The sequence below is a fragment of the Streptomyces bohaiensis genome, from assembly GCF_012033785.1.
Taxonomy (GTDB): domain Bacteria; phylum Actinomycetota; class Actinomycetes; order Streptomycetales; family Streptomycetaceae; genus Streptomyces; species Streptomyces bohaiensis.
The window spans coordinates 1-1,327 of record NZ_JAAVJC010000526.1 but is presented as its reverse complement, the minus strand read 5'-3'; the positions used below and the strand labels follow the sequence as shown (position 1 = coordinate 1,327).

The 1,327-nt window shown below is 76.2% G+C and carries 2 protein-coding genes; both read right to left on the bottom strand.

All coding sequences use genetic code 11. From position 1 onward, the window contains the following. Positions 1-359 (bottom strand): substrate-binding domain-containing protein (locus HCN52_RS24475; protein WP_168090595.1); only part of this gene is annotated, 359 nt, incomplete at its 3' end. After that, positions 356-1,327: substrate-binding domain-containing protein (locus HCN52_RS24470; RefSeq protein ID WP_168090596.1), on the bottom strand; the 972-nt coding region annotated here is incomplete at its 5' end. The genes HCN52_RS24470 and HCN52_RS24475, both read right to left, overlap by 4 nt.

Here is a 1,327-nt window from a genome sequence, read left to right as displayed (position 1 = left end):
GCGTTGCGCAGCGCCACCCGGCCCAGTTCCTCGGGCTGCTGCGCCACCGAGGCGTGCAGCGTGCCCGCCTCCCCCGCAGCCAGTCCGTCGGGCGTGCCGTCGAACCCGACGACCGCGACCTCGTCGCCGGCCCGGTCCCCCAGCGCCCGGACGGCGCCCAGCGCGGCGCCCTTGCCCCCGGGGTGGATCGCGAGGTCCGTGCCGAGCACCGTCTCCCCGGCTCCCGGCCGCCGCTCCACCCCGACCACCAGGTCGGCGTTGGCCGAGCCGACGACCAGGACCTCCACCGTCACCCCGCCGTCGCCGCCGGGGGCGTCTCCGGCGGCGACGGCCGCCGGTGTCCCGAGAGCGCCGCTCACCGGAACTCACCGACGTTCTCCGCGGTGACGACCTTCACCGGCACCAGCACGGTCTCCTCCAGCTCCTCGCCCTCCACGGCACGCAGCGCGTTGCGCAGCGCCACCCGGCCCAGTTCCTCGGGCTGCTGCGCCACCGAGGCGTGCAGCGTGCCCGCCTCCACCGCAGCCAGTCCGTCGGGCGTGCCGTCGAACCCGACGACCGCGACCTCGTCGCCGGCCCGGTCCCCCAGCGCCCGGACGGCGCCCAGCGCCATCTCGTCGTTCTCCGCGAACACCCCGTCGATGTCGCGGTGCGCCTGGAGCAGGTTGGTCATCACGTCCAGCCCCTTGGTGCGGTCGAAGTCGGCGGGCTGCCGCGCGACCACCTCGATGTCCGGGTAGTCCTGCAACCCCTCGGTGAACCCGGCGCCGCGCTCGCGACTGGCGGAGGTCCCCGGTGTCCCCTCCAGCACGATGATGCGCCCCTCGCCGCCGATGCGCTCGGCCAGCGTCCGCGCCGCGAGGCGCCCGCCCTCCTCGTTGTCCGAGGTCACCAGCGCCCGGGTCTCGGCGTCGTTGACCCCGCGGTCCGCGGCGATGACCGGCACCCCGTCCCGGTTGGCGCCGCGCACCGCCGAACCGGCGGCGTCGGAGTCGACCGGGTTGACGATCACCGCCGCCATTCCGGCGCTGGCGAAGTTCTGCAACTGGTCGGCCTGTTGCGAGGCGTCGTCCTGCGCGTCGGTGACCGTCAGGTCGACCCCGGCCGCCTCGGCCTCCGCCTGTGCCCCGTCGCGCATCTGCACGAAGAACGGGTTGTTGAGCGTCGAGAGCGACATCCCGACCCGGGTGGCACCGTCGCCCCCGGAGCCCGGCGTGAGGTAGGTGGCGGCGGCCAGCACCGCGGCCACGCACGCCACGGCCAGGCCGCCGCGCAGGAACTTGCGCCGGCCGCCGCCCGCGCCGCCCCCGGCGCCCTTGCCCAGCGC